The sequence below is a fragment of the Massilia niastensis DSM 21313 genome (genome assembly GCF_000382345.1).
GTDB lineage: Bacteria > Pseudomonadota > Gammaproteobacteria > Burkholderiales > Burkholderiaceae_D > Telluria > Telluria niastensis.
The window spans coordinates 37,885-63,979 of record NZ_KB908106.1 but is presented as its reverse complement, the minus strand read 5'-3'; the positions used below and the strand labels follow the sequence as shown (position 1 = coordinate 63,979).

Annotated in this window: 22 protein-coding genes; 12 read left to right on the top strand and 10 right to left on the bottom strand. The window is 66.2% G+C overall.

Features of this window, described 5'->3' with window-relative positions:
* Positions 1 to 63: 63 nt before the first annotated feature.
* From H162_RS0117915 to H162_RS0117890, 6 genes are all read right to left on the bottom strand, one after another.
* Positions 64 to 981, bottom strand: coding sequence for a CAP domain-containing protein (locus H162_RS0117915; protein ID WP_020654869.1), 918 nt, complete (start codon positions 979 to 981; stop codon positions 64 to 66).
* Positions 982 to 1,036: 55 nt separating this feature from the next.
* Positions 1,037 to 1,618: a lipocalin family protein gene (locus H162_RS0117910; RefSeq protein WP_020654868.1), complete on the bottom strand. Its 582-nt coding sequence runs from the start codon at positions 1,616 to 1,618 to the stop codon at positions 1,037 to 1,039.
* A gap of 82 nt (positions 1,619 to 1,700) precedes the next feature.
* On the bottom strand, positions 1,701 to 2,456 hold the full coding sequence (locus tag H162_RS0117905) for a hypothetical protein (RefSeq protein WP_156885677.1): 756 nt from the start codon (positions 2,454 to 2,456) through the stop codon (positions 1,701 to 1,703).
* 33 nt (positions 2,457 to 2,489) lie between these two features.
* Complete coding sequence (locus tag H162_RS0117900; RefSeq protein WP_169444518.1) at positions 2,490 to 3,230, bottom strand: PEP-CTERM sorting domain-containing protein; 741 nt, start codon at positions 3,228 to 3,230, stop codon at positions 2,490 to 2,492.
* A gap of 193 nt (positions 3,231 to 3,423) precedes the next feature.
* Positions 3,424 to 5,229 carry a tetratricopeptide repeat protein gene (locus tag H162_RS0117895; protein ID WP_026354794.1) on the bottom strand — a complete coding sequence of 602 codons (1,806 nt, stop codon included), beginning with the start codon at positions 5,227 to 5,229 and terminating at the stop codon, positions 3,424 to 3,426.
* Between the two features lie 112 nt (positions 5,230 to 5,341).
* Complete coding sequence (locus H162_RS0117890) at positions 5,342 to 5,686, bottom strand: zinc ribbon domain-containing protein YjdM (protein WP_026354793.1); 345 nt, start codon at positions 5,684 to 5,686, stop codon at positions 5,342 to 5,344.
* A gap of 141 nt (positions 5,687 to 5,827) precedes the next feature.
* Here H162_RS0117890 and H162_RS32745 point away from each other — a divergent pair, with 141 nt between their 5' ends.
* The 4 genes from H162_RS32745 to H162_RS0117870 all read left to right on the top strand — a co-directional run bounded on the left by H162_RS32745 (position 5,828) and on the right by H162_RS0117870 (position 8,836).
* Positions 5,828 to 6,436, top strand: coding sequence for a DUF1579 domain-containing protein (locus tag H162_RS32745; protein WP_020654863.1), 609 nt, complete (start codon positions 5,828 to 5,830; stop codon positions 6,434 to 6,436).
* Positions 6,437 to 6,582: 146 nt separating this feature from the next.
* Complete coding sequence (locus H162_RS34140; RefSeq protein WP_020654862.1) at positions 6,583 to 6,735, top strand: hypothetical protein; 153 nt, start codon at positions 6,583 to 6,585, stop codon at positions 6,733 to 6,735.
* Positions 6,736 to 6,738: 3 nt separating this feature from the next.
* Positions 6,739 to 7,122, top strand: a complete 384-nt coding sequence (locus tag H162_RS0117875) for a DUF6394 family protein (protein ID WP_020654861.1) — start codon at positions 6,739 to 6,741, stop codon at positions 7,120 to 7,122.
* A gap of 10 nt (positions 7,123 to 7,132) precedes the next feature.
* Complete coding sequence (locus H162_RS0117870; protein WP_020654860.1) at positions 7,133 to 8,836, top strand: potassium channel family protein; 1,704 nt, start codon at positions 7,133 to 7,135, stop codon at positions 8,834 to 8,836.
* 12 nt (positions 8,837 to 8,848) lie between these two features.
* On the opposite strand, the gene gdhA is transcribed toward H162_RS0117870, so the two are convergent.
* Positions 8,849 to 10,192 carry an NADP-specific glutamate dehydrogenase gene (gdhA, locus tag H162_RS0117865; protein ID WP_026354792.1) on the bottom strand — a complete coding sequence of 448 codons (1,344 nt, stop codon included), beginning with the start codon at positions 10,190 to 10,192 and terminating at the stop codon, positions 8,849 to 8,851.
* Between the two features lie 451 nt (positions 10,193 to 10,643).
* Here gdhA and H162_RS31210 point away from each other — a divergent pair, with 451 nt between their 5' ends.
* From H162_RS31210 to H162_RS0117835, 5 genes are all read left to right on the top strand, one after another.
* Positions 10,644 to 10,898, top strand: a complete 255-nt coding sequence (locus H162_RS31210) for a phosphopantetheine-binding protein (protein ID WP_020654858.1) — start codon at positions 10,644 to 10,646, stop codon at positions 10,896 to 10,898.
* Between the two features lie 4 nt (positions 10,899 to 10,902).
* Positions 10,903 to 11,970, top strand: a complete 1,068-nt coding sequence (locus H162_RS0117855; RefSeq protein WP_156885675.1) for an SGNH/GDSL hydrolase family protein — start codon at positions 10,903 to 10,905, stop codon at positions 11,968 to 11,970.
* Between the two features lies 1 nt (position 11,971).
* On the top strand, positions 11,972 to 13,177 hold the full coding sequence (locus H162_RS32740) for an MBOAT family O-acyltransferase (RefSeq protein ID WP_020654856.1): 1,206 nt from the start codon (positions 11,972 to 11,974) through the stop codon (positions 13,175 to 13,177).
* 117 nt (positions 13,178 to 13,294) lie between these two features.
* A complete protein-coding gene (locus H162_RS0117840; RefSeq protein WP_020654854.1) occupies positions 13,295 to 14,740 on the top strand; it encodes an AMP-binding protein in 1,446 nt (481 codons plus the stop codon).
* 143 nt (positions 14,741 to 14,883) lie between these two features.
* Complete coding sequence (locus H162_RS0117835; protein ID WP_020654853.1) at positions 14,884 to 15,672, top strand: SHOCT domain-containing protein; 789 nt, start codon at positions 14,884 to 14,886, stop codon at positions 15,670 to 15,672.
* A gap of 44 nt (positions 15,673 to 15,716) precedes the next feature.
* Here H162_RS0117835 and H162_RS0117830 read toward each other — a convergent pair whose 3' ends face one another.
* Genes H162_RS0117830 through H162_RS0117820 form a run of 3 tightly spaced genes read right to left on the bottom strand, consistent with a single transcriptional unit; the run spans position 15,717 to position 22,579 of the window.
* Positions 15,717 to 16,646 (bottom strand): transglutaminase family protein, encoded by a 930-nt coding sequence (locus H162_RS0117830; protein ID WP_020654852.1) that lies wholly within the window; start codon positions 16,644 to 16,646, stop codon positions 15,717 to 15,719.
* On the bottom strand, positions 16,643 to 19,207 hold the full coding sequence (locus H162_RS0117825; RefSeq protein WP_026354790.1) for a circularly permuted type 2 ATP-grasp protein: 2,565 nt from the start codon (positions 19,205 to 19,207) through the stop codon (positions 16,643 to 16,645). The genes H162_RS0117830 and H162_RS0117825 overlap by 4 nt, the downstream gene beginning before the upstream one ends.
* 39 nt (positions 19,208 to 19,246) lie before the next feature.
* A complete protein-coding gene (locus H162_RS0117820) occupies positions 19,247 to 22,579 on the bottom strand; it encodes a transglutaminase family protein (protein ID WP_020654850.1) in 3,333 nt (1,110 codons plus the stop codon).
* 162 nt (positions 22,580 to 22,741) lie between these two features.
* On the opposite strand from H162_RS0117820, the gene H162_RS0117815 reads away from it, so the two are divergent.
* From H162_RS0117815 to H162_RS0117805, 3 genes are all read left to right on the top strand, one after another.
* Positions 22,742 to 24,154: a circularly permuted type 2 ATP-grasp protein gene (locus H162_RS0117815; protein ID WP_020654849.1), complete on the top strand. Its 1,413-nt coding sequence runs from the start codon at positions 22,742 to 22,744 to the stop codon at positions 24,152 to 24,154.
* Between the two features lies 1 nt (position 24,155).
* On the top strand, positions 24,156 to 25,136 hold the full coding sequence (locus H162_RS31200; protein ID WP_040787654.1) for an alpha-E domain-containing protein: 981 nt from the start codon (positions 24,156 to 24,158) through the stop codon (positions 25,134 to 25,136).
* 104 nt (positions 25,137 to 25,240) lie between these two features.
* Positions 25,241 to 26,038: a transglutaminase domain-containing protein gene (locus H162_RS0117805; RefSeq protein ID WP_020654847.1), complete on the top strand. Its 798-nt coding sequence runs from the start codon at positions 25,241 to 25,243 to the stop codon at positions 26,036 to 26,038.
* Positions 26,039 to 26,095: the final 57 nt, after the last annotated feature.

Genomic DNA, 26,095 nt, shown 5'->3' with positions numbered 1-26,095 from the left:
GCTGTCGGAGGAAGTCTAGCCGAAGCCGGCTTTTGGGGAGGCACGGCAGGCGCGCCCGGAGGATCAGCGCGGGCGGGCGAACACCTGGGTCCAGTAGATGATGCCGGGCCGCTGCCCGGCGGCGACGCCGTAGGCCGCACCCATCTCGGTGAAGCCCGGGTTCATGATGTTGGCGCAATGGCCTGGGCTGTCGAGCCAGCCCGCCACGGCTTCCTCGGGCGAGTGCGGCCCGAAGGCGATGTTCTCGCCCACGCGCCCCCAGAGGTAGCCGGCGCGCTGCACGCGCTCGGCCGCCATGCTGCCGTCCCTGGCCTGGTGGCTGAAATAGCGGCGCGCGGCCATGTCGCGGCTGTGGCCCAGCGCGGCCTCGCCCAGGGACGGGTTCCAGCGCACCGGCGGCGCCGGCGGGAAATGCTGGCTGCCGCAGTGGCGGGCGCTGGCGCGCGCAGCGTTCACGCCCTCCAGGACCGCCCGCCCGGCGTCGCGCCAGTCGGGATAGGTGCTCGACGGCAGCGGCGGCGCGGGACGGGCCAGCACGACGGTCCACTCGTTGCCGCTGCGGACAGTGCCGATCGCGGCGAAGCGCGTACTCAGCAGTGTCCGGCAGTATTTCTGCTGCATCACATGCATGGCGGCCGCGGCGTCTTCCGGTCCGGTCACCGAGATGGCCTCGGCCTGTTCGGCCGCGTAGCCGGCCCGTTCGAGGGCGTTCTCGATGAAGGTGGCAGGGCCGATGCGCACACTGGCCAGCGCCGGATGCGCCTGCAGGGCCGCGACCGGCGCCGCGGGACGTCCGGCGCAGGAACCGGGCGCTGCCCGGTAGGCATTGACCAGCGCGGTGAGCCGGGCGGCGCCGTCGCCGGGCGCCGGCAAGGCGCCGGCGCTGCCCGGGAACAGCAGGGCAGCGGGCAGGGCGGCCAGCACAGCCGTGTGCGCCCGCAGGCCGCGCAGGGGAAGATTCAGGATGGTCGAACCAGTCATGTGCTCAGTGTAGGCCGGACGGCCCGCCAGCGCGACAGGGAAGATTGCCTGCCGCTCACTGCTGCGCGGGTCGCGGCTCCTGGCCCTGGGTGGTGCGCACCAGCTTCGACAGGTCGAGTCCTTGTGCCGACAGCCGCTCCAGCAGGGCGTCATAGGCGGCCTGGTCGACTTGCGGGGTGCGCGACAGGATCCACAGGTATTTGCGCTTCGGGTCGCTGACGGCGGACAGCTGGTAGTTGTCGTCGAGGTCGATCACCCAGTAGTCGCCCCAGACCATGGGAATGAAGGACAGGAAGGCCGGCGCGAACCGGACTTTCAGCTTCGGCGAGGTCTCTTCGCCGATCTGGCGTGCGACGCCCTCGGCCACCTCGGCGCCGCCATCCTTGGTACGGCAGCGGTTGACGACCTGCACCTGGCCGTCGGCGCGCAGGCTGTAGGTCGCGGTCGTGTCGCCAACGCATTTCTTCTGGAAGTCATTCGGGAACCTGGCGATCTCGTACCAGTTGCCCATGTAGCGGTTCACGTCGAGCGACGGGATGGTGGCGAGCGTCTTGCGCGCGCCAGGGGCATCGGCGAGCGCGGCACTGGCGTGCAGGCTGAGCAGGAAAAACACGGCAGTCAGTGTCTTGTGGATCATCGTGGGCCTTTGAAGAACATGGAGTGCCCGTATCATAAATGCAATTGTCTCTTTCAGGAGGTTTGTGCGTGGAACCCCGATGTCAGCTTGTCCTGGAGCGCCGCATCGACCAGCCGACCAGGCTTGCACCGGCCAGCAGCATCCAGGCGTGCTTCGGCTCCGGCACCGGACTGACGTAACTCCAGGTCGCGGAACCCAGCCGGTCCGCCGAGCTGAAGTAGGTGAGCAGCGTCGTCGCCCCCGCGTTGTCGCCTTCGCCCGGCCCGAGCGAGGCATGGAACAGGGAGCTGGACAGCAGCAGGTTGTCGAAGGTGTTAAAGCTGCGTTGCTGGTCGAAATCGGTCAGGCCGACGAAAGGCAGATTGCCCTTGATCGAGGTGTGCAGTTCGCTGGTCGCGCTCACGGCCGCGCCGTCGCCGGCGATTCCGTAGCCGGAGACCGAGGCGATATCGGGCCGGTCCTGGCTCCCGGCGCCGGCCGCGGCAAGCGCGACCCTGGCGAACCGGGCGTCGTCGACGGTCCAGGCGTAGCTGCCGCCGCCCACGCTGACCTGGCCAGTGACCAGCGTCGGCCGGGAAGGATCCTGGAGCGCCTCGTTCATGGTGCCGCCCTGGCCCCAGGTCGACGGACGCTGTACCAGCCCATCGGTGTCGACCGAGATCGACAGCGAGAACATCTGCCCGTCGAGCAGGGCGCCGCTGGCGCCGAACAGGCCCAGCTCGTCGATGCCGGTCGCGACGGTGCCGGTGGTGCTCAAGGTGACGGTGTCGGCCTGTGCCGGGAAAATGGCGGACGCAGCGAGGACGGCGGCTGCCAGCCTGATCATGCTTGTACTCATGTTGGTTCTCCTTGTTCGCATTCCTGGATTGGTTCAGGCAACTGCACGGATGGCTTGCACGCGGCGGCGCGCCAGGCCGACCATGCCCAGCCCGGCGGCGAGCATCCCGTAGCGTGCGGGTTCCGGCACCGGGCTGGCGGTCCAGACCGCGCGCGGATTGTCCGCTTCCAGGTAGGTGGTGAAGACCGCCGGGCCGCTTGCGCCGGGGCATTCATTGCACGGGATATAAGGAATCGTGGTTTCGAAGTACAGGCCGGTCGACGTCGCCGGCGCCAGGGTGTAGCCGTCGAAGACGATGGTCTGGGCGAAATCGGTGCCGAACACGAAGCGGGGAGAACTGGCGTCCGGCTGGATGAATTCACTCATCCAGATGTTGTTCGCATCGAGCATGTTCTTGCCATTCGTGCTCATGCCGACCGCATTGCGATTGCTCGACAGGCCGGCAGTGGCGCTGCCCGAGTCGATCAGCCAGGAGTAGCTGCGGCCGGCAATCGTCAGCTCGCCGGTAGCGAGCATCGGCTTGCCGAAGCCGCCGTTGCCGACCCAGTTTTCACCGCCGATCCGGTTGCCCGACATGCGCGTCAGGTTGACGCTCAGCGACAGCGTGAACTGCAAGCCGGCGAGGCTGGACTCGGGCGCGACGAACAGGCCGATGCCGTCGTAGCCCCCGGACAGCATGCCACTGGTGGTCAGGGTGGCAGTGGTCTGGGCGGCGCAGGGTAGCGCCACGAGGGCGGTAAACATCACGGCGGACAAGCACGAAACGGGTTTCATGGCAACCTCCATAGAATAGAGAGACTGCCAAGCTAGCACCAAGATGGTGCGCACAATTCACTGAAGGGATAACTGTGGCGTATCGGCGACTCAACAGCTCATGCCGGGCGTGTTCTTGAGTTGCGACGTTGCAAGATGCTTGCCGGAGCGCAGGCGAGGAGACAGGCGGCCTCGCAGGCTCTCCGGCGATCGATCAAAGCGAAGACAGGGCCGGCCCTTCCGGCTTGCCCAGCCAGGTTTTCGCAAAGCGCTGCTGGGCAGCCGCCAGCGCGGCGGTATCGCCACGGACGCGGTACACCTCCATCAGCCCGCGCAGCGCCCAGCCGTTGCTCGGGGTGCGCGCCAGCGAGGTGCGGAACACCTGTTCGGCGCCGTCGAGCTGGCCCGCGCGCAGCAGCGCCACGCCGAGCGACTGGCGCACCGGGTAGTACCAGTAGGGCGGCTCCATGTAGGGCAGGGCATCCTGGATCGCCACGGCTTCGCGGTAGGCGGCGATGGCTTCCGGCAGCTTGCCCTGCTTGTCGGCGACCCGGCCGCGCGCCACCGCCCTGGCGGTCTGCACGATTTCGCGTGCCGGGATGGCCCAGTCGGTGAGCGGCTTGAAGTCGGCGCTGCGCTCGATCCGGTCGATGGCGGCGATCTCGCGGTTGGCGGCGTCGACGGAACCCTTGCGGACATGGCCGATCGCGCGCGCGTAGTGCCACATCGCCTTGACCAGCACCAGGTCGGACCCGGGGTCGGGCAGGGCGACCAGCACGTCGGGGCTGCTGAACTGGACGTGGGCGAAGTAGGGCGCCGCCTTGACCGGCTGCAGGGCGCCGATGGCCTTGACCACATCGGGGCCGACCGCCTGGTCGAGCTTGCCCGCCGCATCCAGGGTCGTCTTGCCATCCCCGCCCATCAGCGCCGACACCATCACGAAGTGGATGTTGTGCGGGTAGTAGGCGCCGCGGTAGACGGGGTCGCTGGGCGACCCGGAGAAGTACTTCTCGTCGATGGCGATCGCTTCCACGTTCGACTGCAGCGCTTCCCGGTACATGCCGAGCCGGTAATAGATGTGGGAAGGCATGTGCACGATATGGCCGGCCCCGGGGATCTGGCGCGCAAGCACGCGTGCGGCGGGCAGGGCCTTGTCGGGGTGGGCCGAGGCTTCCATCGCGTGGATGTAATAGTGGGCGGCGCCCGGATGGCTCGGGTTACGTTCGAGAACGCGCTCGAGCGCATCGACCATCTCGGCCGTGCGGTTCTTGGGCTGGGTTCCGGCGGAAGCCCAGTAATCCCAGGGCGCCAGGTCCATCAGCGATTCGGCGAACAGCACCTGGACGGTGTCGTTGTTGGGATGGGCGCGCGCCGCCTCGGTCATGGCGTCGGCATAGGCCTTGTCCAGCGCGGCCCGCTCCACGCCCGGGTCGGCGCTGTAGCGGCGGGCGACGGCCCGGATCAGGGCCTGCTCGACGGGCGTGGCGCCCCTGGCAAGGCGGGTCGCCCTGGCCGCCGCCTGGACCGCCGGCGCGACCGCTTCCGGGAACATCGGCGCATTGATGTTGGGGCCCAGCGCCAGGGCCTCGCCCCAGTAGCACATGGCGCAGGCGGGATCGAGCGCCTGCGCGGCGCGGAAGGCGCGCGCCGCTTCGGCATGGTTGAACGCGAAGCTCAGCCGCATGCCCTGGTCGAAGAAGGCCTGCGCCTTGGGATTCCTGGTCGTGATTGGCACGTGCAGGGTGCCGAGATCGTCGTACAGCGGAGGAGGGCCGGCCTGGGCCGGTGGCGCCTTGGCGGGCGGCTGCTGGCCCGGCTGGAAGGGCCGGGTCTCCACCTGCGCCAGCATCAGGTGGTCGAGCAGGGCCGGACGTCCCGCCCGCGCCGGGGCGCAGGCGGCGCCGGTGGCGAACAAGGGATCGAAGGCAACGGGCCTGGGGGCGCGCTGGACCCCCGTGGACGGCACGGCAACGAGGACGGACGCTGCGGCAGTGGCAAGCAATACGAATCGCGGTCTCATGACTCTCCCCTCCGGCATCGCTGCCTGGTGTGAGTGATGCGGGTAATGCGGGTATCGCGATTGGAGTATAGGTCAGGATTCCAGGTTTCGTAGGTCTCTGGCTTGCGCTTTATCAAACTTTCTTGACGAATTCAGACTTCAGGCTCATCGCGCCGAAGCCTTCGATCTTGCAGTCGATGTCGTGGTCGGCGTCGACCAGGCGGATGTTCTTGACCTTGGTGCCTTGCTTGATCACGCCGCCCGAGCCTTTCGGCTTCAGGTCCTTGATCACGGTCACGGTGTCGCCATCCTGCAGGATATTGCCGGCGGCATCGCGGTACACGCGCGCGGACTCGGCCGCGGCTTCAGGGGCAGTCATGGGCCATTCGTGTCCGCATTCGGGGCAGACATACTGGCCGGTGCCGTCCTCGTAGGTCAGGCTGGACTGGCATTGGGGGCAGGGAGGAAGCGGGTGCATAGGAAGCCTTTGAAAGCAAAACGCCACCGGGAGGTGGCGGGGAGGTTGGGCGGGATTATACCCGCCTGAACCGCCGAGTTGATTTCCGCCCGGGAGGGGGACACAATGAACTTCCACCAACCCTGCCGCTCAGGAGATTCCATGAAGTCGAACAGTGTCGCGCAGTCCCTGCTCGTTGTCGCAGGCATCGTGTTTGCCGTCCAGGCGCCGGCGCAGGAAGCGAAAAAACAGCCCGCACCCTCCGCGGAAGAAAAAGCGATGATGGACAAGATGATGCAGGCCGGGGTGCCCGGCGCCGCCCACAAGAAGCTCGAGCCGCTGGCCGGCAGGTTCAAGATCCGGACCAGGGCCTGGATGGATCCCGCGCAACCGCCGGAAGAGAGCACGGGCACCTCGGAGCGCAAGTGGATCATGGGCAATCGCTACCTCCAGGAAAACTTCCAGGGTTCCTACCGCGGCCAGCCCTTCACCGGCCTGGGCACCATGGGCTATGACAACGTCGTCGGGAAATACTTCGGCACCTGGATCGACTCCATGAGCACGAGCACGACGACGGCGCGCGGCGCCCTGGACGGCAATGTCCTCAAGTACGAAGGCACGATGTCCGACCCCATGAGCGGCAAGGAAGCGCCTTACACCATGTTGTACACCATCGCCGGCCATGACAGCCACACGATGGAAATGTGGGGACCCGGTCCCGACGGCAAGAACGTCAAGTGGATGGAAACCACCTACACGCGGGTCAAGTAAGCGGACGACAGCGCCGCGGCCACGAACGAGCGCCACCGGAAGGTGGCGTCCTGCTTTCCACTGCCGGATTCCCCGTGGCCCGGGGAGGCCTTCGGTCCCGAACGCTGCCAGAACCGGATAGCTACTACACTACAGTGTCAGTACGTTTGTCGACCACGCTCGCCGAGGTGAATGTGCGCTCTCTGGATTCCAGTTCATGGCAAGGCCTCGTGACCATGTTCGCCGGGCTCGCCATCATCGCCCTGGCCGGCGCTGGCATCCGCGTGCCGATGCAGTCAACCAATCGCATGCAGAGGTAAGGTATGAACCTCGAAAAGGTGATCTTTGCGTTCTTCATCGTGTTTGCCGCAACGCTGAACTTCGGCTTCTTTATCGGCGATATCGACCGCCCCGAGCTGCACAACATCTATGAGCTGTTCGCGGCCATCGTCGTCAACATGATCGCGACCGTCCTCAAGTTCGGCGACCGCACGCAGATCGGCGCGGTGCTGCTCTCGACCAGCCTGGTCGCCGATATCCAGCTTGTCGCCGCCGCCGTCGTCTGGACCGTTGCAGTGCATGTCACCGGCACCGGCATGACTCCCGAGATGACGTCCAGCGTGGTCTCCCTGTCCGGAGGGGCGCTGCTGGCCAACCTGGTCTCGCTCATCATGCTGATCGTCGAAACCGTCATGATGCGGCGTTAAGAGCTCCAGCGTGAACAGCGTCATCTTCCTGATCCTGCGGCGCATGCGCGCCCCCCTGATCGTGCTGATCGTGTTCTACACGGTGGGCGTGCTGGTGCTGACCATCGTGCCGGGCCAGAATGCCGATGGCACGCCGGGGCCGCCGCTCAGCTTTTTCCATGCCTTCTACTTCATCAGCTACACCGCCACCACCATCGGGTTCGGCGAGATACCCTGGGCTTTCTCCGATGCCCAGCGCCTGTGGGTCACGGTCTGCATCTACATGACCGTCATCGCCTGGACCTATGCGATCGTGAAGGTGCTGGCCCTGCTGCAGGACAAGGCCTTCCTGCAGGCCCTGACCGATTCCCGCTTCGCCCGGCGCGTGCGCCACATGCACATGCCTTTCTACCTGATCTGCGGCTGTGGCGAGACCGGCAGCCTGATATGCCGCGCCCTCGACGTCCTGGGCTATGACTTCGCCATCCTGGAGAAGAACGTGCTGCGGGTGGAAGAGCTGGCGATGGAGGATTTCATCACCAACGATCCGGTGCTCGCGGCCGACGCCAGCGCGTCGAGCTATCTGCTGATGGCGGGCCTGTGCCACCCGCAATGCCGCGGCGTGCTGGCCGTGACGAATGACGAACAGGCGAATCTCGCGATTGCCATCAATGTGCGCCTGCTCGCTCCCGGGATGCCGGTGCTGGCCCGTGTGCGCAATCCGCTGGTGGCGGCGAACATGGCCTCGTTCGGCACCCACCATATCGTGAATGCCTACGAGCGCTTCGCCGAATACCTGGCGCTGGCCATTTCCTCGCCGGAGCGCTTCCGGCTGATCGAGATCCTCACCGGGCTGCCCGACACACCCCTGCCCGAAGTGCACCGGCCGCCGCTGGGACGCTGGATCGTCTGCGGCTATGGCCTGTTCGGCAGCGCCGTGTGCCGCTACCTGGACCTGCCCGGCATCGATATTTCCGTGATCGATCCGAAGTACGAGGGACCGGCGAATGCCGGCATCCTGCGCGGTATCGGCACCGAGGCCAGCGTCCTGAAGGAAGCCGGGATCGCGGAAGCGCTCGGCATCGTGGCGGGCAGCGACAACGACATCAGCAACCTGTCCATCGCGGTGATGGCCAAGAAGCTGAATCCGAACATCTTCGTCGTGACGCGCCAGAACCAGGCCGCCAACGACATGCTGTTCGACGCCTTCAAGGCCGATTTCAGCATGGTCCATACCCGCGTCGTGGCGCAGGAGTGCATTTCGATCATCACCACGCCGCTCCTCGCCCGCTTCCTCAGCGCCGTACGCATGGCCGATGAAAGCTGGAGCAAGCAGGTCTGCGCGCGGCTCGAAGAGATCTGCGAAGGCCGCGTGCCGGAAGTGTGGGACGTCGAGATCGAAACCCTGCTCGCACCTGCGGTGCACAAGACGCTGATGAGCGAGCAGCCGATCTGTGTCGGGCAGCTGATGCGCAATAACGGGGAGTGGGAACGGGCCTTGCCCGCCGTCGTGCTGATGATCGTGAGGCGGGGCAAATCCTTTCTCCTGCCGGGCGACGACTTCGCGCTGGAGGCGGAAGACGCGCTCCTGGTCGCCGGCCAGCACGATGCCCGCTCTTCACTGCACCTGACGCTGCAGAATGCGAACGCGCTGGAGTACGTGCTGACCGGCGAGGACAGGCGCGGAGGACGCCTGTGGCAGCTCCTGTTCGGGAAACAACAGCCGCCCGGCTGACCCGGCCGTTCCCTAGATCACGCCCTGGGCCAGCATGGCGTCGGCCACTTTCACGAAGCCGGCGATGTTGGCGCCGTCCACATAGCTGACGCTGCCATCGGCGCGCCGGCCGTGCTGCAGGCAGGCCTGGTGGATGCTTTGCATGATCTGCAGCAGGCGTGCGTCCACTTCCTCGCGCGGCCAGGACATGCGCTCGGCATTCTGGCTCATTTCCAGGCCCGAGGTGGCGACGCCGCCGGCGTTGCTGGCCTTGCCCGGGGCATACAGGACACCGGCCGCCTCGAACGCCTTGGCAGCCCCGATCGTCGAAGGCATGTTGGCGCCTTCGGCAACGCACAGCACGCCATTGCGGATCAGGGTGGCGGCGTCGTCGACGTCGATTTCATTCTGGGTGGCGCATGGCAGGGCGACGTCCACGGGAATATGCCATGGACGCACGCCGGCTTCGAAGCGCGCCTGGGTGCGCGCCGCGTAGTCGCTGACACGGCCGTAGAGGTGATTCTTCACTTCCATCAGGATGGCGAGCTTTTCGGGAGTAAAACCTTCCGGCTCGATGACCGTGCCGCTGGAGTCGGACACCGTGAGGACCGTGGCGCCCAGTGCCATGGCTTTTTCCACAGCGTACTGGGCGACGTTGCCGGACCCGGAGACGCTGACGCGCAGGCCCTCGAACGAACGGCCGCGGGTCTTGAGCATCTCGGCCGCGAAGTACACGGTGCCGTACCCGGTGGCTTCCGGACGCATCACCGAGCCGCCGAAACTCAGGCCCTTGCCGGTGAATACGCAATCGGCGCGGTTGCTGAGTTTTTTCATCATGCCGGTCATGTAGCCTACTTCGCGCCCGCCTACGCCAATGTCGCCGGCGGGAACGTCGGTGTCGGCGCCGACGTGGCGGAACAGCTCGCTCATGAAGGCCTGGCAGAAACGCATGACTTCACCGGCACTCTTGCCCTTGGGATCGAAGTCCGATCCCCCCTTGCCGCCGCCCATGGGCAGGGTCGTCAGGGCGTTCTTGAAGGTCTGCTCGAACGCCAGGAATTTCAGCACCGACAGCGACACCGAAGGGTGGAAGCGCAGCCCTCCCTTGTAGGGGCCGATGGCCATGCTGTGCTGGATGCGGTAGCCGCGGTTCACCTGCACCTGGCCGTGGTCATCCACCCAGGAGATACGGAACATCACGACACGTTCCGGCTCGACCAGGCGCTCGAGCAGGCCCTGGTCGGCATACCTGGGGTGTTGTTCGATGAAGGGCCACAAGCTTTCCATCACCTCGGTGACAGCTTGAAGGAATTCCGGTTGGCCGGGATTTCTTTCGGCAATGTATTGCAGGAAGTCGTGCAGTGAGGCGTATTTCATGGCAGCTCGGGAAAATGATATTCAGAAAAATCCTATTCTCGCATAATTTAATTCCACATATTTTTCAAAAATGTGCAGCTTGGTGCGCGGATGGTCTCCGCAAGCTTGTCAGGCGGCCCTCATCTGCGGCGCCGGCGCGCTGGCCGGACGCGCCTCGAGCAGCGCGATCATCCGTCAGGTGCTTGCTTTTTAACTACACACTCGCGTATCAAGATTGACAGCGACTAATAGGCAAAGTAGATTTGAAGTAAATATAAGATATCAAAAAGTTATGTAAATTCGACTCAAATTCATGTCGATTTGGCATTGATAGAAGAATGTGCACCGGGGAAGACATGCACACTTCGAACGCCGTCTGCTCACCGCCGATGGCGCTAGCTGAATAGTTGCAGGAGCCGGCAGCCCGTTTTTTAGAGCATTCAACTGAACACTTTTTATTGCGGACTCCACGATGAATCTCCTGTTCTCCGAAGAAGCTGCAAGCCTTGCCTCACATATCGAAACCTCCGCCTATCTTGCTCCCGGCGAGCTGGTCTCCACCGCACCGCTGTTTTCAGCGGGCATCATCGATTCGATGAGCCTGATCGAGCTGATCGCATTCACCGAAAAGCGCTTCGACATCCGTGTTCCCGCCGAGGACATCACCCTCGACAACTGGGACTCGCTGGAGCGCATCCTCGCTTATATCGCGCGAAAACGCGGGTAGCGGCATGAGACCGATCCGGGTCGAACCCACGAGCGTCGAGTGCGTGTGGACGCCATTGCCCGGCCGCGCCTGGGGCACGGTGGGCGCGGCGCTGGTCCTGGCGGCCATGCTGGCCTGTGCGCTGGTGACCGATGAGGTCTGGGTCGATCCGGCCCGGCTGGCGCCGATCGACGCCTACGCCTTGAACGCCAAGGATTCCACCGTGTTCGCGCTGGCGCGCGCCCGGTCGCCGCAGCGCGCCCAGGCCGAGGTCCTGCTGCTCGGAAGCTCGGCCGCGCGCGAGTCCCAGTGGGACGAGGCCACCTGGCGCAAGGCGGGCCAGTTGCGGGTCTCGAAGCTGGCCAGCATCGACCAGTCGCCGGTCGAAAGCCTGTTCCTGCTCGAGCAGCAGGCGCTGCGTCCGGGGCAACTGGTGGTCCTGTCGGTCGGCGTCACCCTGCTCGACAACGACAACCAGGGCGCGCGCCTGGCCAGCGGCGTGTTCCTGCAGAATCCGCAGCGCTTCGCCGCGTCCCATCCCGGGCTGCTGCCAGCCGCGTCCGGTTGGCTGAAGCAGCGCTGGCAGATCCTGCTGGGCGCCCGGAACCTGCTGGGGCGCTACCTGCACGTGGCCCTGCCGCGCCAGGTTGCCGGACAGGTGTATGGCGCGGCGCCGATCAAGCCGCTCGAATCGTCCTATACGGGCCAGGTGTCGGCGGAAGGCATGCGCAGGCAAAGGCAGGACCTGCGGCGCGCCCTCGACGCCGGCAAGGACAACCTGTCCGCTCTCCTGTCCGCCGTGGATGCGATCGCCCGGCTTTGCGCGCGCCAGGGTGCGACCCTGGTTTTCCTGGAAGCCCCGCACCTGGACAGCGACCTGCACACCACCTTCGCGCCGGCCTGGCGGCCCTACCGGCAGGCCGTGCAGGCGCTCGCCGACCGGCATGGCGTGCGCTACGTGGACATGTCCGGCAAGCTGGCGCTGACGCAGGATGATTTCATCGATGCCGTCCACCTCGGCCCGAGCGGACGCGATGCGTGGTCGTCCCAGCTGCTGCGCGAGATCGCAGGCTGGCGCGCCGCCGGGAACTGACATGCTCTACCAGTCGAACTACTATCTTCCCTTCCTGATGGCCAGCCTCGGCCTGTACTGGCTGGTGTTGCGCACGCCGGCCCAGCGCACCCTGTTCCTGTCGGCCGCCAGCGTCGCCTTCCTGGTATTGTTCTGCATGAGCCGCCAGGGCCTGGAAACGACCGTGCTCCAGATCGGCGGCATGCTGCTGTTTTCGCTGGCGGTCCATGCCTGGGGCGCCAGGCTGCGCCGCAGCAAATCCGGTCCGGACATGTGGCTGGGGATCCTGGTGTGCCTGCTGCCCCTGGCGGGCTACAAGTACCTGCTGCCCACCCTGGGTGCGGGGTCCGTCCTCCCCGCGTGGGCGATCCCGCTGGGCATCAGCTACTACACCTTCAAGCACATCCACTACCTGGTCGAGTCCTATCGCGGCAAGTTCGGCGACGCCCGCCTTGCCGAATACTTCGCCTATATCTGCTTCTTCCCGATGTTCGCTGCCGGCCCGATCGAACGCTTCGACCCGTTCCGCCAGCAGCTTGGCGACCTGCACTGGCGCAGCGCCGACATGTCCCAGGGACTGGAGCGCATCCTGTTCGGCGCCCTCAAGAAATTCCTGGTGGCCGACCTGCTGCTGGACGCCCTGATGCCGCCGGTGGAGATGGGCGTCGACTCCCTGAGCTCGCAGCCTGTCGGCGTGGCGCTGTTCGCCTGCATGGTGAAGTTCATCCAGACCTATTTCGATTTCTCGGGCTACACCGACATGGCGCTGGGAACGGCGCGCCTGTTCGGTATCCGGCTGATGGAGAACTTCAATTATCCGCTGCTGCGCTCCAACCTGGCCGAGTTCTGGCGCGCCTGGCACATGAGCCTGTCGAGCTTCGCCCGTGATTACGTGTACTTCCCGATCATGGGCCGCTGGCGCCTGCCGGCGCCGGCGCTGATGGCGACCATGCTGTCGATCGGCTTGTGGCACAGCGGCGCCGTCGGCTGGGTCCTGTGGGGCATGCACCATGGGCTGGGCCTGGTGCTGCTGGCGCGCTTCCACCATGCCGCGCCGCGCTACCACCGATTGCAGCGCGTGCGCGCGAGCCTGCCCTGGCGCATCGGCGCCACGGCGGCCACGCTGGTCTATGTCTCCCTCGGGTATGCCCTGACGTTCTATCCGTCGACGGCTGCCTCCAGTCTCCAGATGTACCTGCACATCGTCAGCTTCGGAGTCCTGTCATGAAAATCCGCTTCAGATGGACCAATGTCGTACTGCGCACCGCGCTGGTGATCGCCGGTTTCCTCCTGCTTGCCGCCACCCAGGGGCAAGTGGTGCACTTTGTCTACCAGGGGTACTGAGATGCTGCACCACGCCATTTCCCGGGCGCTCGCCGGCGCCGGCGGTTTCCGGCTGGTGGATCACGGCGTCGAGGCCGCTCCTGCGCTCGCGCGCCTGTCCGGCACGGCGCGCGGCGCCGTGCTGTGGCCCATGCAGAACACGGCGCAGGCGGTGTGGCAGTTGCTGGCCGCGCTCGATGCCGGCATCGTTCCCTTGCTGCTGCCGCCCGGCCAGCCGCCGGCCAGGCTGGCGCTGCTGCGCGCCCGCTTTCCGGGCTTCGGACTGCTGACCGCGGACGGGATCGACTGGCCGGCCGTCCCCGCGCTGCTGGACGGCGAGCTGTTCCTTGGCCTGCTGACCAGTGGATCGACCGGCGAGCCGAAGGCGATCGTGACCAGCGCCGAACGCCTGGCGGCGGGCGCCAGGGCGATCCACGCCGCGCAGGGACTGGAAGCGCTGCGCTCGACCGGTGTCGTGCTGCCGCTGGCGTATTCCTTTGCCTGCGTCAACCAGTTGTTCTGGAGTGTGCTGATGGAGCGCGCGCTGCACCTGCCGGGGCCCTTGACCGACATGGCGGCGAGCGTCGAGCGCATCCGGGCGAGCGGGGTGGAGATGATGTGCATGGTGTCCCACCAGGTGCCGGCGCTGCTGCGCCTGGGTGGTGGAACGGCCGCGCTCGACAGGGTGCGCTGCGTCAGCTTTGCCGGTTCGCCGTTCCCGATGGCGGCCTTCGACGACTTGCGCGCGCTGTTTCCCAACGCGCGCCTGATCAACAACTACGGCTGCGCGGAGGCCATGCCGCGCCTGAGCTGCACCGAAGTGCGCGCACGCACCTGCAGTGTCAGCCATGTCGGGCAGCCCGTCGGCGACATCGCGCTGCGCATCGCCGGCCCTGACGCCAGCGGTCCGATCGAATTCCGCGGAAGTTCCAGCGCCCTCGGCACCATCGGCCCCGACGGCAAGCTGCACGCCTTCGGCGAGTGGATTCCGAGCGGCGACCTGGGCAGGATCGACAGCGAGGGCCTGCACGTGCTGGGACGCCACGACCAGGTGGTCAAGATCGGCGGCGAGCGGCTCAGCCTGCTGGATGTCGAGCGCGCGCTCGGCGATTTCGGCGCCTCCCAGGCGGCGGTCTGGATGGAGCCGGGCGAGCGCATCGTGGCGGCGCTGGCGCTGGCGGCGCCGGCGGACCTGGGCGCCTTGCTGGCATTCCTGCGGGGCCGCCTGCCGCGTCCGCTGCTGCCGGCGGAAATCTACCAGGCGGATGCATGGCCGCTGAACGCCAACCAGAAGACCGACCGCCTCCTGCTGCAGTCGCGCGTGCGCGAAGGGGCGTTGGCCGCGCTCTGGCCGGTTGCGCCGGCAGCACCTGCGCATCATCAGGAATGGCCCATGGCGGCCAGCTCCGCCAGGAGCTGGACTGAGCTTGCCGATGCGAACGAGCCCGCTGCTCTCACGAAAGTATAGGCAGGCCTGGCGCGACCGTTGCCAGGCCGCCCTCGCTTGCGCGGCCGGCCCGATGGCCGTGCTATCTTGTTACGTTCATTGTCCGAACGGGCAGTCCAGGCGCGACACCCGAGGCAGCCACATTCAACGTCAGGAAAACGACCATGCGACAACTTTCCCCAGCCGGGCAGCAGACCATCGACGACATCGCGAGGCGTTACGGGTACAGCACGGATGCGGTCCTGAGCATGCTGCAATCGGTCATCAATGGCAATGGCAGGATGGCGCAGTTCAACCATCCGGAATTTGCCGGCCCCGGCCAATGGATGAGTGGGGGCATGACGATGGTTTCCGACATGTTCAACAACCATCTCAAAGGCAGCGTCAGCAAGCTGTGCGCCGAGCTGTCGCAACTGGTGGCGGCGCAGCCCGACTTGGTCAGGAGTAGCGGCGCCGGTCTGTTCGTCGCGCCTGCGCCCGGCAGCGCCGCCGACTGGTGGGGCCCCGATCTACGCTGGCCCAACAGCACCGGCGCCCAGAACGGTGTTCGGTACGCGTATTTCGCACAGGCCCGCCGCCTGGCCATCGAATCGAATGGCCGGGTCACGATCTACGATACGCTGGACCACCAGATCGGCGGCTTTTCGCAGCAACAATCGGTTGGCGGCTCGCTCGGCTTCAACAGCCAGTACGGCCCGGTCGACGTGGCGCGCCTGCCCATCGTGTCTGTCGATGGCGTGGCGCCAGGCGTCGCGCAGGCGCCGGAATCGGGCCAGCCGGCGCCGCCGGCGCCAGCAGCGTCCGGCGAGGCAGCGCCGCGCGCCGGCACGGTCGATGCGGCCGAGCTGGACGTGTTCGCCACGATCGACAAGCTGGCCGAACTACGCAGCCGGAATATCCTGACCGAAGCGGAATTCAACGTCAAGAAGACCGAGTTGCTGGCCCGTCTGTAGCGAGCCGCAGGACTGCGGTTCCGACGGCATCGGCAGGGTGCTGTTCAAGAGGCCTCGTTCGACAACGGTAGCGGCGTGACCGTGACCTGCACGTCGAGCTCCTGTTTGCCGCCGCCGAGCACGATGCCGCGCATTGGGGTGACGTCGCTGAAATCGCGGCCCCAGCCCAGCGTGATATGTTCATGCTGCACCAGGCAGCGGTTGGTCGGATCGAAATCGACCCAGCCCAGCGCCGGGCAAAACACCGATACCCAGGCATGCGAAGCGTCGGCGCCGACCAGGCGCGGCTTGCCCGCCGGCGGGTGGGTCAGGATGTAGCCGCTCATGTAGCGCGCCGGCAGGCCGATGCTGCGCAGGCAGCCGATCATCAACTGGGCGAAATCCTGGCAGACGCCACGCCGGCCGCGCAGCACCTGTTCGAGCGGCGTCGAAATGTCGGTCGCCTTGCCGTCGAATTCAAAGTCGTCGAAGATCCTGTGCGTCAGCTCCAGCGCCGCATCGAGTTGCGGCCGGCCGGGTGTGTAGCTGAGGCGCGCGTACGCTTCCAGCTCCGGGAAGCAGGTGACATGGGGCGACGCGTACAGGTAGCGGCAGGCTTCCAGCGTGGCTGCGCTTTTTTCCTTCCCCATCATGTCGCGCACGCTTTCCCATGGCAGCGTCCCTGCGATCTGCGCCAGGCCGGGACGCGCACGCAGGGCGACCGTCGATTCGGCATGCACCAGCAGGCTGTCATGCGGCAGGGTGAGCGCCACGTGCCGGGTGCTGTTGCCGAAGTAATCGACACCGTCCTTGCTCTCGCTGACGACCGGGTCGAGCCAGATCAGGTGCGATTCGGTCTGCTGGTAGGGAAACGAGCGCGGCGTCATATGCAGGTATTGCTGCGACAGGGTGACCGTGCTCTGGTATTTGTAGCGCGTTTCATGCACCACGCGATAGCGCGCACATACTCCGGCGCTCGCCGGCGAATCGATCATGATGGGCGGTTCCTTTGCTGGCCGTTGTCGGTATAGCTGAAAAATTGCACGCTGATCTGCTCGGACAAGGCCGCGCTGGCAAGCTGGATCCGGTTCAACAGTCCGCTCAGCATCGCATTACCGTAGTTCAGATCAGCGCCCGGCTCCAGCGCGATCAATTCTTCCTTCAATGGCGCCAGCAGGTGCTCGCCGCAGGGGCCGTGGGTCTGCGCGATCTTGTCCAGGGTGCCCAGGATGCCGTCGATCTGGAACAGGATCGAGCGCGGATTGGTCTCGTCGCGCAACAGCAGGTCGAGCACCGGCAGCCACTCGGGCTGGGCCCGGTAACGCACGCGGTAGGTGATGATACTGTCGGACAGCTCGAGCAGCCAGTCGAGGTTGCCGTTCTCGTCCATTGCAAGCGCACGCTGCAGCACGACGCTCTGGAATTGCAGCCGCTCCAGGCGGCGGCCGATCGACATGAAACGCCAGCCGAGGTCGCGCGTCATCCCGTCGAGTGCGAACCCGGCCAGCGTCATCAGCGCGGAGGTGGCGTCATCGAGGATCGTCATCACCTCCGACTGCGATGGCCGCTCGCCGGGGTGGGCGGCGGGCTGCGCCATCCGGTTCAGTGCGCGCCAGTTGTCGACCGAGAAGCGTTCGTGCAGCTGGCCGGCAATCCGGTGCAACTGCTGCTGCTGCCGGGCCAGCCCGGGGACGGCGGGGGACACCACCGCCAGCAGCAGGGCCGACTCGATCTCGGCATCGGTAAAGATGGCGGCGGGCAGGGCGCCGGCCTGGCTGTGCACCTGGCCCGGGCCAGGCGCCGCCGGCTTCCTGTCTGCGCCGAGCAACTGGAACCAGATGCACAGCGCCTCGACGGTCGGCCATTCGGCGCCGCGCTGGTCGAAGCGGACGTTGAACAGGAAATTGAGCGCGACCCGCAGCAGGCGGGCGATATTGTCGCAGCGTTCGGCATGGCGCCCGAACCACAGCAGGTTTTCCGCCATGCGGCTGGACAGGTTGGTGTCGTCGCGCACCAGGTCTGCGCTGGTGATGCTGCGTTTCTGCAGGCGGTGCAGTTCCACCCTGGCGCGCGCCTGGACCCAGGTGTCCTTGCTGGCGCCGCCCTTCTGCATCGTCAGCACGCGCGCATCCGGCCCGGTGGCCACCCGGGTCAGGCCGCCCGGCATCACCACATAGCCATGCGGGGTGGCGCAGGCGAACACCCGCAGGCCGATGGCGCGCGCCTGCAAGCCGGGCGCCGGGCCGGCCTTCCACACCGGCGCCTGCGACAGCCGCACCAGTTCCTGGGCGATGTAGTTGTTCGGATTGGCGCGCAGCCCGGCGATGAAGGCCGCGCGCTCGGCGCCGCCCAGGTCCTGGCCAAACACCGCACATTGCGGCAACTGGGAAAAGCTGGGCTTGATGACCAGCCGGTCCAGGTTGCCGATCACCGCGTCCAGCGCGGCCGGTTCGCCGCACCACCAGGTGGCCACCGAGGGCATCTTCAAGGGTTCGCCCAGCAGCCGCCTGGACAGCGCCGGCAGGAAGCCGAGCAGGGCGCCCGATTCGAGCAGGCTCGAGCCGAGACTGTTGGCGACCAGCACATTGCCGCGCTTGGCGGCCTGGGTCAGCCCCGCCACGCCCAGCATCGAGCCTTGCAGTTCGAGCGGATCGCAGGATTCGTCGTCGACCCGGCGCATGATCACGTGGACCCGGTGCAGGCCGGCCAGGGTCTTCAGGTAGACCACGCCGTCGCGCACGGTGAGGTCGCTGCCTTCGACCAGCGGCAAGCCGAGATAGCGCGCCAGGTAGGCCTGTTCATAGTAGCTTTCGGTGCGCGGGCCCGGGGTCAGCAGCACGATCAGCGGCATTTCGCCGTCGCGCAGCGGCGCCGGCGCGTCGCCCCTGGCCGCGCACAGGCGCCCCCAGTGCACCAGGCTGTCGCGCATGGTGCGGAAGAACCTGGCCAGCGGCTGCACCTTCAGCTCGCGCAGCAGGTCGGGGAAGGTGGGCGCGATGATGGAGCGGTTTTCCAGCGCATAGCCGGCGCCTGATGGCGCCTGGGTGCGGTCGGCCATGACCCACCAGCGGCCATCTGGTGCGCGCGCCAGGTCGACCGCATAAAAATGCAGGGCGATGTCGTCATGGTGCCGCATGTCGTGGCAAGGGCGCAGGAAACCGGCGTGGCCGTGGATCAGCGCCGGCGGCAACAGGCCTTCGCGCAGCATCTCCTGCTTGCCGTAGACGTCGCCGAGGATCCTGTTGAGCAGGGTGGCGCGCTGGATCACGGCCGCTTCGATGCCGCTCCATTCCTCGTGCGGCAGGATCAGGGGCAGCACGTTCAGGTCCCACGGCCGCTGCTTGCCCTCGGCGTCGGCCAGGACCTTGTAGGTCACGCCGTTTTCGCGCACCTGGCGCTGCACCATGTCCAGGCGCTGGCGCATCATGTCGGGCGCTTCATGCTCCAGGTTGGCGAGCATCGCGCGCCAGTGCGCGCGCGGCGCCTTGTCCGCGTCGAGCATTTCGTCAAAACCATCCGGCGCGGCAAGGTAGTGGGCAAGTAGTTGATTGGGCATGGACGCGCGGCTGCTTTACGGTGGGAGCTGAACGATAGGTCAATCTGCCTGCCAGCGCAAATCGAGCGTCATCGGGAAACTCGGATTGCGCTCCTCCTTGCGCACCGTCATCGGGCCTGGCGTGTGGCCATGCGGCCAGAAGCGCGCAAAACGGCGTGCCTCGGCGGCATTCGCGTTGACCGGCGCCCCCACCTCGCTGCGTCCGCCGGGATGCGCCACATGATAGGTGCAGCCGCCGATGGCGCGCCCGCTCCAGGTGTCGACCAGGTCGAAGGTCAGCGGCGCCTGCACCCTGATGGTCGGGTGCAGGGCCGACCAGGGACTCCAGGCACGGAAGCGCACGCCGGCCACGTACTCGCCCGGCACGCCGGTCGGATGCAGCGGCAGCATGCGGCCGTTGCAGGCGACGACGTGGCGGCCATCGGTCAGCCCGCGCACCAGCAACTGCATCCGTTCGACCGACGAATCGACATAGCGCGCGGTGCCGCCGGCGCTGACTTCCTCGCCGAGCACGTTCCATGGCTCGATCGCCTGGCGCAGCTCCATTTCGACGCCCTCGTAGACGACGGTGCCGAAGCGGGGGAAGCGGAACTCGATGAAGGGCTCGAACCAGTGCTCCTCGAACGCGTAGCCGGCCGCGCGCAGGTCCCTGGCGACGTCGCGGATATCCTGGGCGACGAAATACGGCAGCATCCAGCGATCGTGCAGCGCGGTGCCCCAGTGCACCAGCTTGGCCTGGCAGGGCTGGCGCCAGAAGCGCGCCACCAGCGCGCGCAGCAGCAGCATTTGCAACAGGCTCATGCGCTCGTGCGGCGGCATCTCGAAGGCGCGGAATTCGACCAGGCCGAGGCGGCCGGTCGGTCCGTCCGGCGAATACAATTTATCGATCGAAAACTCGGAGCGGTGCGTATTGCCCGTCAGGTCGACCAGCAGGTTGCGCAGCAGGCGGTCGACCATCCACGGCTTGTCGCCTTCGTGCAGGGTCGGCAGCACCTGGTCCATCTGCTGGAAGGCGATCGCCAGTTCGTACAGGTTGTCGTCACGCGCTTCATCGACCCGCGGCGCCTGGCTGGTCGGCCCGATGAAGGTGCCGGAGAACAGGTAGGACAGGGCTGGATGGACCTGCCAGTAGGTGATCAGGCTCTTGAGCAGGTCGGGCCGGCGCAGCAGCGGGCTGTCTTCGGCGGTGGCGCCGCCGAGGGTGGCGTGGTTGCCGCCACCGGTGCCGGTATGGCGGCCGTCGAGCATGAATTTCTCGGTCCCCAGCCGGGTCAGGCGCGCCTCCTGGTACAGGGTCGACACGTTGTAGACCAGTTCATTCCAGCTCGCCGCCGGATGAATATTGACTTCGATCACGCCAGGGTCGGGCGTCACGCTGAGCAGCTTGATGCGCGGGTCGCGCGGCGGCGGATAGCCTTCGATCCGCAGCTTCATCTTCAGCTTGGCGGCGGTGTTCTCGACCGCCGTGGCCAGCGCCAGGTAATCCTCGATGCGCTTGAGCGGGGGCATGAAGATGTACAGGCGGCCGGCGCGCACTTCGACGCACAGCGCGGTATGGATCACGTCGCGCGCGGCTGGCTCGGCCGGCTTGCGGGCCCTGTCCGCCGACTTGCCGGCGGCCAGGCCCAGGGTCGGCCGCTTGTCCTTTTTCTCGGTGGGCAGCGCGGTGCGCGGCGCGAACGGGTCGACATCGAAGTCGGCATCGCGCTCCTCCGGCAGCACCCACGGCAGCGTGGCCAGCGGCAGCCGCAAGCCGATCGGCGAGTCGCCCTCGATCAGGTACAGGTTCTCGCGCCGGATCGGCCAGGCGGAGGTGCGCCAGCTGGTGCCGAGCATGACGGCCGGGTCGTACTCCCTGGCCTGCAGCGGCAGCACGTAGCCGGCCACCTGGCCAAGGCCGCGCTCGAGCAGGCGCGCCAGCCGGCGCCGCTCTTCCGGCGCCTTCAGGTCGGCCTGCAGCGGGTCCAGGTTGCGCGGCAGCGCCTGCTCGCGCTGGGCCTGCAGCAGCACGTCTTCGTAGGCCGGGATGGCGCTGTTGGCGGGCAGGCCGAGCGACTTGACCAGTTCGGCGGCGAAGCGGCCGGCCTCTTCGCTGCCATAGCCGTCGTCGACGTGTTCGTCCGAGAACAGGTTGGCGTCGCGCCACATCGGCTGGCCGTCGACGCGCCAGAAAATATTCAGCGCCCAGCGCGGCAGCGGCTCGCCCGGATACCATTTGCCCTGGCCGTAATGCAGCATGCCGCCCGGCGCAAAGTGGTTCTTCAGCCGGTGCATCAGGTTGCCCGCCAGCTCGCGCTTGTTCTCGCCATGCGCGAGGGTGTTCCATTCGGCCCCGTCCATGTCGTCGATCGAGACGAAGGTGGGTTCGCCGCCCTGGGTCAGGCGCACGTCCTGTTGCTTCAGGTCGGCATCGACCTGCTGGCCCAGGCGGTCGATCTTCTGCCAGTCCGCTTCCGTATACGGCTTGGTCACGCGCGGGTCCTCGTGGATGCGGGTGACCGTCATTTCGTGGAAGAACACGACCTCGGCCTGGTCGACGAAGCCCGTTACCGGCGCCGCCGACGACGGCATCGCCGTGCAGGCGAGCGGGATATGGCCTTCGCTGGCCAGCATGCCCGAGGTCGGATCGAGCCCGATCCAGCCGGCGCCCGGGATGTACACCTCGGTCCACGCATGCAGGTCGGTGAAGTCTTCGGCTGCGCCGCTGGGGCCATCGAGCGCTTCCTGGTCGGCGCGCAGCTGGATCAGGTAGCCGGACACGAAGCGCGCCGCCAGTCCCATCTCCCGCAGGATCTGCACCAGCAGCCAGCCGCTGTCGCGGCAGGAGCCGGAGCGCTTCTGCAAGGTTTCTTCCGGCGTCTGGACGCCGGGCTCCATCCTCAGCAGGTAGGCAATGTCGCGCTGCAGGCGCTGGTTGATGGCCACCAGGAAGTCATTCGTTGCCATCGGACGCGCCAGCAGGTCGCGGCGCGCCGCCGCCACCCATTCGACCAGCAGGGGACCCGGCGCTTCCGCCTGCAGGTAGGCGCTCAGTTCCGCCGTCAGTTGTTCCGGGTACGCGAAGGGAAAGGCTTCGGCATATTTCTCGACGAAGAAATCGAAAGGATTGATGACGGTCATATCGGCGACCAGGTCGACCGTGAAGTCGAGCGTGTCCGCTTTTTCCTGGAACACGAAACGGCCGATGTAATTGCCGTAAGGGTCTTGCTGCCAGTTGATGAAATGGTCCTGCGGCAGCACCGTCAGCGAATACGACAGGATCGGGGTGCGCGCATGGGGCGCCGGGCGCAGGCGTACTTCATGCGGTGACAGGCTGACCAGGCGGTCATAGCGGTAACTGGTCTTGTGATGAAGCGCGATGCGGATAGCCATGCAGGACTGCCTTTCGATGTGGGCGCGCTCGATGTGGACGCAATATATGTGACGTAATACTTGAGGTAAGCATGATTCATACCTGCACGACAAGAAGATCAATCATTTTTTCTTGTAAACCTGGCACGATTCTTGATTACACTGGTGTAACAGGAGGAATCGATGCCGAACTTTTACGACGAAATGTATTCCACTGCAGCAACCATACGGCCGCATTACCAGGCATTCGCGGATTGGCTCGCACTACAGCCGCCGCATCTGATCGAGCAGAAAAGAACGGAAGCCGAACTGATCTTCCAGCGCGTGGGAATCACCTTCGCTGTGTACGGGGACAACGCCGGCAAGGAAAGGTTGATTCCATTCGATATCATTCCGCGCGTGATCGGCGCCGCCGAATGGGCCCGGCTGCAAGCCGGCCTGGTACAGCGCGTGACTGCGCTGAACCGCTTCCTGCATGATGTCTACCATGACCAGGACATCTTGAAGGCGGGCATCATTCCGCGCGAACAGATCCTGAACAATGCGCAGTACCGGCCGGCCATGCAAGGCATCCAGGTCCCTTCCGACATCTATGCCCACATTGCCGGGGTCGATATCGTGCGGGCCGGGGAGGGCGAGTTCTACGTACTGGAAGACAATCTGCGGGTGCCTTCCGGCGTCTCCTACATGCTGGAAAACCGCAAGATGATGATGCGGCTGTTTCCCGCGCTCTTCGCGAGCAACCGGGTGGCGCCGGTCGACCACTATCCCGACCTGCTGCTCGACAATTTGCGCACCGTGGCGCCCCACGGCGCCGGCGATCCGACGGTGGTCGTGCTGACGCCCGGCATGCACAACTCGGCGTATTTCGAGCACGCTTTCCTGGCCCAGCAGATGGGGGTCTCGCTGGTGCAGGGACAGGACCTGTACGTGGCCGACGACACCGTCTACAAGCGCACCACGCGCGGACCGAAGCGGGTCGACGTCATCTATCGCCGGATCGACGACGACTATCTCGATCCGCGCGCCTTCCGCGCCGATTCCACCCTGGGCGTGCCCGGCCTGCTCGATGCGGTGCGTGCCGGCCGGGTTGGCCTGGCGAATGCCATCGGCACCGGCGTTGCCGACGACAAGTCGATCTATCCGTTCGTGCCGGACATGATCGAGTTCTACCTGGGCGAAAAGCCGATCCTCAACAACGTGCCGACCTACCAGTGCCGGAAGAAGGACGATCTCCAGTACACCCTGGCGAACCTGCCCGAACTGGTCGTCAAGGAAGTGCACGGCGCCGGCGGCTACGGCATGCTGGTCGGGCCGGCCTCGACCAGCGCCGAGATCGAGGCCTTCCGCCTGCGCCTGCTGGCCAATCCGGGAGGCTATATCGCCCAGCCCACGCTGGCGCTGTCGGCCTGTCCCACCTATGTCGCATCGGGCATCGCGCCGCGCCATATCGACCTGCGCCCGTTCGTACTGTCGGGCAAGAAAGTGTCGATGGTGCCGGGCGGACTGACCCGCGTGGCGCTGCAGGAGGGGTCGCTGGTGGTCAATTCGTCGCAGGGCGGCGGAACCAAAGATACCTGGATATTGGAGAACTAGCATGTTGAGCCGCACCGCAGATCACTTGTTCTGGATGGCCCGCTACACCGAGCGGGCGGAAAATACTGCCCGCATGCTCGATGTCCGGGTCCAATACGCGCTGATGCCGCAATCGGCGCTCGCCGAGCAGCAAAGCTGGCGCACCATGCTGGGCGTGTCCGAACTGGAAGAACAATTCGATGCCAAGTACACCGCGCTGACCCAAAAGGAAGTGATCGACTTCATGGTGCGCGATCCGGACAATCCGTCGTCGATCGCCAGTTGCCTGCGGGCCGCGCGCGAGAATGCGCGCGCCGTGCGCGGCAGCCTGACCACGGAAGTGTGGGAGACCGAGAACACCACCTGGCTCGAGCTGCAGCAGCACCTCAAGAGCCGCATGTTCGAACACAATCCCGGCCAGTTCCTGGAATGGGTCAAGCACCGCTCGCACCTGTCGCGCGGCGTTACGCTCGGCACCATGTTCCAGGACGAGGCATTCAACTTCATCCGCCTGGGCACCTTCCTCGAACGGGCCGACAATACGGCGCGCATCCTCGATGTCAAGTTCAAGTTCCTGGACTCCGATACGATCAAGGCGGGGCCCCAGGGCGAATTCTATTACCTGGCTGCCCTGTTGCGCTCGGTGTCCGCGTTCGAGACCTACCGCAAGGTTTACCGCGACGCCATCACCCCGACGCGGGTGGCCGCACTGTTGATACTGCAAGCGAAAATGCCGCGCTCGCTGGTGGCCTGCATGGCCGCCGTCGTCGCCAACCTGCAGGATGTCCGCAATGACCTGTCGCACGGCACCGAGCGCCTGGCCGTCAAATTGCACGCCACACTGCAATCCGCCGAGATCGACGACATCCTGGAAAAAGGCCTGCACGAGTTCCTGACGAGCTTCCTGGCGTCGATTGAGGAACTGGGCAATTGCATCAGCAGGGACTTCCTGATGCCGGCGGCGCCGGCGGTGCAGGACGGGCCGCCGGTCGCGGCGGGTTGAACGGGCGACGCACCGATATATGGCGTACCGCACCGTTATGATGAGATTGGCTATTTATGCGCCCTCATGGTGCGCTCGCCCCCGGCATGGAAAGTGAGCCTGCCATGTGGCTGCGTACCGGTTGCCAGCTCGGTTTTACCGTCGCCAGTCCGACGCCGTTCATCCTGATGTTGCGTCCGCGTAGCGGTGCGCAGCAATGGGTGGCGCGCGACACCTATACGCTGACGCCGAGCGTGCCGGTGCTTGAATTCACCGATGCGTATGGCAACCTGTGCCAGCGCCTGGTCGCGCCGCAAGGTGAATTTTCGATCCATACCTCGGCCGATGTGATGACCGCCGATGCCATCGATGTGGCGCCCGGCGCGCCCTTCGAGGAAGTGCAGAACCTGCCCGATGGGGTGCTGACCTACCTCCTGCCCAGCCGCTATTGCGAATCCGACCGTTTTTTCGACATGGCCAGCGGCATCGTCGCCGGCGTCGCCCCGGGGTACGACCAGGTCGCCTGCATCAGCGACTGGATCCGGCGCGAGGTGCGCTTCAATCCGGCATCGGCCTGCGTCCAGATGGCGGCGACCGATGTCAACGGGCGGCGCGAAGGCGTGTGCCGCGATCTGGCGCATCTGGGCATCGCCCTGTGCCGCGGCCTGAGCATTCCGGCACGCATGGTGGTGGGTTACCTGCATGGACTCGCGCCGATGGACCTGCATGCGTGGTTCGAGGCCTACGTGGGCGGACGCTGGTATACCTTCGATGCGACCCAGGATGCGCCGCGCGGCGGCCGCGTGGCCGTCGCCTATGGACACGACGCCGCCGACGTGGCGATCTTCAACCAGTTTGGACCGGCATTGGCGCCGCACCACATGCAGGTAACGGTCGAGCGATTGGAGGTGGCGCCGGCCTGATTCCCCGGCGGCCGGCAAGCGCGCCCGGCCTTCATCCGGCCGGGCGCGCGCGCCTGG